Here is a 5193-nt window from a genome sequence, read left to right as displayed (position 1 = left end):
TGAAGGGCTGCGACGGGGCGCTGACCGGCGCGCTCAGGGTAGCTTCCCGCGCCTGCTCGCTCACCGGCGTATCGCGCCGAATCTGGTTGATGGTCAGTAGAACCAGGGCCACCGCCAGCGCGGCCACCAACACGCGAACAACGATCTTGCCATGCCCCTTCTGGCTAGGGCGGCCGGTCACTGTATCGTTCATCACTTGCTGTGCCATTTCTTTCACTGTCTCCTTTCATCTGAACTCGTTTTCTTTATCTGACCACAGTGTACCGGCCGAGCATTCTCCCATCGTTCCCGCCGGCCTCTACGCGCGATCCAAGATCGTTCCTTTCACCTGTAATTCGGGTTACAATGTCACTATGACCACGCTGCGACTGTTCCTGTTTGGCGCGCCGCGCCTGGAGCGCGAAGGGGAAGCAGTTGCGCTGCGCCGTAGTCGCGGGTTGGCCCTGCTGGCCTATCTGGCGGTCACGAGACAGCCGCACACCCGTGAGGCGCTGACCACCTTGCTGTGGCCCGATTTCGACCCGGAGGGGGCGCGTAACAACCTGCGCCGGGAGTTGTCGTTGCTCAAGGCCGCGTTGGGCGAAGGCGTGCTGGTCGCGGAGCGTGACTTGATCGCACTCGACCCAGGAGTTGTCGAGGCGGGGCGGCTGTGGATTGACGTCGCGGCGTTCGAGGCGGGGATCGAGACGGCGCGGACGCACGTCCACGAAGACGGCGAGCACTGTCCAGTGTGCACGCGCGCGTTGGAAGAGACTGCTGCGCTGTACAGCGATCACTTCCTGACCGGTTTCTCCCTGCCCGACAGCCAGCCGTTTAACGAGTGGCAGTACTTCCGCGGCGAACAGTATCGGGGCGCGGCGGCGGCGGTCTTCCGGCGGTTGACGGCGTGGCATGAGGGGCGTGGCGAGTACGATTCGGCGCTGGATTACGCCCGCCGTTGGCTGGCCCTCGACACGCTCCATGAGCCGGCCCATCGGGCGCTGATGCAGCTCTATGAGGCATCCGGACAGCACGCGGCGGCACTGCGGCAGTACGAGACGTTGCGGCGAGCGCTCAGCGACGAACTGGGAGCGCTGCCAGAGACGGAGACAGAGGTCCTGCACGAGGCCATCAAGAGCCACAACTGGTCCCCAGCACAAGCATCCGAAGCCGCGACCCGGCAAGGTGCGCCTGCCGAGCCGCTGGCGACAGGATTGCCAAACAACCTGCCGGCCGACACGACGCTGTTCATCGGCCGCCGTAGCGAACTAGAGCAACTTGACACTTTTTTGTCCGATCCCGCCGTTCGTCTGATCACCATCGCCGGGCCGGGCGGCAGCGGCAAGACGCGCCTGGCCCTGGCCGCTGCCCGGCGGCTGGTCGAGCGAACGCCCAACGGGAGCGCGCCTCCCCCCGATGGTGTCTTTCTGGTGCCTCTAGCCGCGGTTGATTCGGCGGCGCAAATCGCCCCAGCCATCGGCCGCGCGCTCGGTCTCTCCCTCCACGACCAGCGCGATCCACTGCGAGAACTCACCCCCTTTTTGCGCCCCAGCCGGCTGTTGCTGGTGGTTGATAACCTGGAGCATTTGTTGGCCGACGGAGCGGCCCAGGTGCTGGGTGACGTTCTGACGGTCGCCCCCGACGTGCGCATGCTTGTCACCTCGCGGATGCAGATGAGAATCAGGGGCGAGCATCTTCTGGCGTTGTCGGGGCTGGACATAGCTACGACGCCGCCAGGGGCCGTCGCGCCGCCGGATGGCATGGCCGACGACGCCCTGGCCCTCTTCGTGGCCGTGGCCCGCGCCATCCGGCCCGACTTCGCCGCCGAGCAAGCCAACCTGCGGGCGGCCGCCCGCATCTGTCGCCACGTTCAGGGGCTGCCGCTGGCCATTGAGCTGGCCGCCGGCTGGCTGACCGTCCTCGGCGCGGAGGAGATCGCCGCCGAACTGGAGACGAGCCTCGACCTGCTGGATTCGCCGTGGGAGGACGTTCCCGCGCGGCAATCCAGTCTGCGTGCCGTATTTGATACCTCCTGGAATTTGTTATCGGCCGATGAGCAGGCAGTTCTGCGCGCCCTGACCGTCTTCCGCGGCGGCTTCGACCGCGATGCGGCCTGCGCCGTGGCCGACGCCTCGCTGAAGACCATCGCCGCGTTGGTGGCCAAGAGTTGGCTACGTCCGGTCGGCGGCGAACGGTTGCAGATGCACGAGCTACTGCGCCAGTACGCCGCCCAGGAACTCGACAGGCTTCCGGCCGAAGGCAATCCGCGGCAACGTCATGCCGAGTACTACGCCGGCCTGGTCGAGTCGCAACTGGCGCGACTGCGCGGGCCGCTGCCCGCCGCCGGCTACGCGCTCCTGGAGCGCGAGACGGACAACATCAACACGGCGCTGGCCTGGCTGGTGGAACACGGCCGTCTGGAGACTGTGATTGACCGCATGTTGCCGGCCCTCTTTCGCTATCTGGAATCGCGCTTTCACTACTTTCAGTTCTATCAACTGCGGGACCTGGCCTTCGGGCAGATGCGCGCCGCCGAGGTGACGCGCGAGACGGCCATCCTGTTCATCTGCGACAGCGCCTTCTTCTTCAACGGCTACCCGACCCGGTTTATAGACTATCAGTGGATAGACGAAGTGCTGGCCCGGGGTATCAAGCTGGCCTGGGAGGCGCTCGACACACCGCCCGGCCAGGAGGGGTTCTGGGATTTGCTGTTGGCGTGGGAGTACGGCCACTTCGTCGACGCGCGGGCCGGGGCCGAACGGCTGCGGCGCGCCACGGCGGCGCTTGACCCTACGCAACGCCTGTGGGAACGCGCCTTCGCACAGCAATGCCTGGGTCGCCTGTTGACGCGCACGCCAGAAGTGGCCCAGCACAAACAAGAGGCCATTGCGGCGCTCCATGATGCGCGCGAATTGTTCAAGGAAGTGAATGACCGGCGCGAGGTGGCCGTCAGCCTGCTGTTCCTGGGCTACGAGAACCAGGCCAAGGGGCGTATCGCCGATGCGCGCACGGTGATGAACGATGCCCAGACCTGGTTACGGCAAATCGGCGACGACATCATGGCTCTCAACATCAACTGGGTTCTGGCCGACATCCACATGCAGTTGGGCGAGGTAGAGCGGGCGCTGACGATTCTGGTGGAAATGGCTGACGCGCTCATCGCTGGTGGCCACGCGCAACTGGCAATTGATGCCCTGTCCCGGGCAGCCTACGACTCGGTGCGCTATCGCCACACTGACGAGGCGCTACCGTTGCGGGAGCGTTCGCTGGCCCTGTCGCGCGCCTTCGGCTACAGGAACTATGAGTCGTGGGACACCTGGGAGATGGGCGAACTGTACCGCGTCAGGGGCGACGCGACCGAGGCGCGCCAATGGTTCGACCGCGCCAATACTCTGTTCGAGCAGGCCAGGACCAACGTCGGCCGCAGCTTCTACCATCGCGGCCTGGGCGATCTGGCTCTGGCCGCCGGTGACGCGGCTGAGGCAGCGCGCCAATTCGAGATCAGCCGTGGCGATGCGGCCAAGACGAACCACGCCTGGCAGTTGGCCTACGTCACCGCCGGGCTGGGCCGCGCGGCGACGATGACCGGCGATTACGACGTTGCCCGCCGCCACCTGGTCGCGGCGCTGCGCGGCGCGCAGGCCATCGGCGACGGGGGGTTGGTCACCGCCGTGCTGCGCGGCGCGGTCGAGTGGTTCGCAGCCCTGGGCCGCGATGAGGACGCCGCGGCGGCGGCGACTATCATCCTCAAGCACCCTCTGGCGTGGCGGGAGACACGTCGCGCCGTCATGGCACTGACAGGCCAAATGGGCGATGCGACCGACTTCACGGCCCAACCACTATTCGACCTCAAACCACTCGTGAGCCGTGTCCTGACCAAGCTGGAAGTTGTGGAGTTGACCGGCGGTCTTGAGCGGTGAAGCCCGGCCTAGCCTCGACAGCCTGTTCGCAAGCATTTGGTGCTACAATCTGGCATTATGACCGAAGCGAACATCCTCATCATCGGCGGCGGGATCGTTGGGCTGGCAACGGCCCACACACTCTGCCGTCGCTACCCCGACAAACACATTACCGTTTTGGAGAAGGAGCCGACGCTGGCCTACCACCAGACCGGTCGCAACTCCGGCGTCCTCCACTCCGGCATCTATTACAAGCCCAACTCGCTCAAGGCCGTCAACTGCCGCACCGGCAAGCAAATGATGGAGGCGTTCTGCGAGCGCGAGGGCATCCCTTTCAGCCACGTCGGCAAGGTGATCGTTGCCACGGACGAGAGCGAACGGCCGCGCCTGAACAACCTCTATGAGCGCGGCCGGGCCAACGGCGTCCGCTGCGAGCTTATCGGCCGGGAACGGCTGCTGGAACTGGAGCCGCACGTCCACAACGCCATCGCCGCCATCCACGTGCCGGAAGCGGGCATCGTGGACTACAAGCAGGTCTGCGAGCGGCTGGCCGATGGGCTGCGCGCCGCCGGCCACAACATCGTGCTCGGCGCGGAGGTGACGGCCATCGTCGAGCGGCCAGGCGGGCTGACAGCCGTCACGACGCGCGGCGACTACAGCGGGGCCTATCTAGTCAACTGCGCCGGGTTGCATTCCGACCGCGTCACGCAGATGTCGGCCGGCCAGGCCCCGGCGCAAATCATCCCCTTTCGCGGTGAATACTTCGAACTGAAGCCGGAAGCGTGGCATCTCTGCACGGCGCTCATCTATCCCGTGCCCGACCCGAACTTTCCGTTTTTGGGCGTCCACTTCACGCGGATGATCTCCGGCGGCGTGGAGTGCGGGCCGAACGCGGTGCTGGCCTTCGCCCGCGAGGGGTATCATCTGACCGACTTCAACGCCCGCGAGTTGTGGCAGACGCTCAGCTATCCCGGCTTCCGCAAGCTGGCCGGGCGCTACTGGAAGATGGGCATGGGCGAGATGTGGCGCTCGGCCAACAAGGGGGCCTTCGTCCACGCGCTGCAACGGCTGGTGCCGGAGATTCAGGCCGAACACCTGGAAGCGGCCCCGGCTGGCATCCGCGCCCAGGCGTTGGCCCCCGATGGGTCATTGCTGGACGACTTCGCCTTCCACGAGACGCCGCGCATTGTTAACGTCATCAATGCCCCCTCGCCGGCGGCCACGTCGGCCTTCAGCGTGGCGGAGACGGTGGTAGATAAACTTGAAGAGCATATGTAGGGCGGGTTGGCAACCCGCCTGACAGGAGCGGCGGGTT

The 5193-nt window shown here is 65.9% G+C and carries 3 protein-coding genes; 2 read left to right on the top strand and 1 reads right to left on the bottom strand.

Annotation, left to right across the window (positions count from 1 at the left end; all coding sequences use genetic code 11):
• A partial coding sequence (locus ACE3UY_RS09255; protein ID WP_374687257.1) for a hypothetical protein occupies positions 1–208 on the bottom strand: 208 nt, incomplete at its 3' end.
• Between the two features lie 145 nt (positions 209–353).
• On the opposite strand from ACE3UY_RS09255, the gene ACE3UY_RS09250 reads away from it, so the two are divergent.
• Together ACE3UY_RS09250 and lhgO are read left to right on the top strand one after the other, a co-directional pair.
• Positions 354–3899 (top strand): BTAD domain-containing putative transcriptional regulator, encoded by a 3546-nt coding sequence (locus ACE3UY_RS09250; protein WP_374687256.1) that lies wholly within the window; start codon positions 354–356, stop codon positions 3897–3899.
• 57 nt (positions 3900–3956) lie between these two features.
• Positions 3957–5156, top strand: coding sequence for an L-2-hydroxyglutarate oxidase (gene lhgO, locus ACE3UY_RS09245; RefSeq protein ID WP_374687255.1), 1200 nt, complete (start codon positions 3957–3959; stop codon positions 5154–5156).
• The last annotated feature ends 37 nt before the right edge of the window (positions 5157–5193 follow it).

Source organism: Promineifilum sp. (SeqCode) (genome assembly GCF_041918635.1).
Taxonomy (GTDB): domain Bacteria; phylum Chloroflexota; class Anaerolineae; order Promineifilales; family Promineifilaceae; genus Promineifilum.
The sequence above is the reverse complement of the archived record's forward strand: the minus strand, read 5'-3'. Positions and strand labels throughout refer to the sequence as shown.

Coding starts and splice junctions, on each gene's coding strand:
- lhgO (WP_374687255.1), top strand. CDS start 3,957: ATGACCGAAGCGAACATCCTCATCATCGGCGGCGGGATCGTTGGGCTG.
- ACE3UY_RS09250 (WP_374687256.1), top strand. CDS start 354: ATGACCACGCTGCGACTGTTCCTGTTTGGCGCGCCGCGCCTGGAGCGC.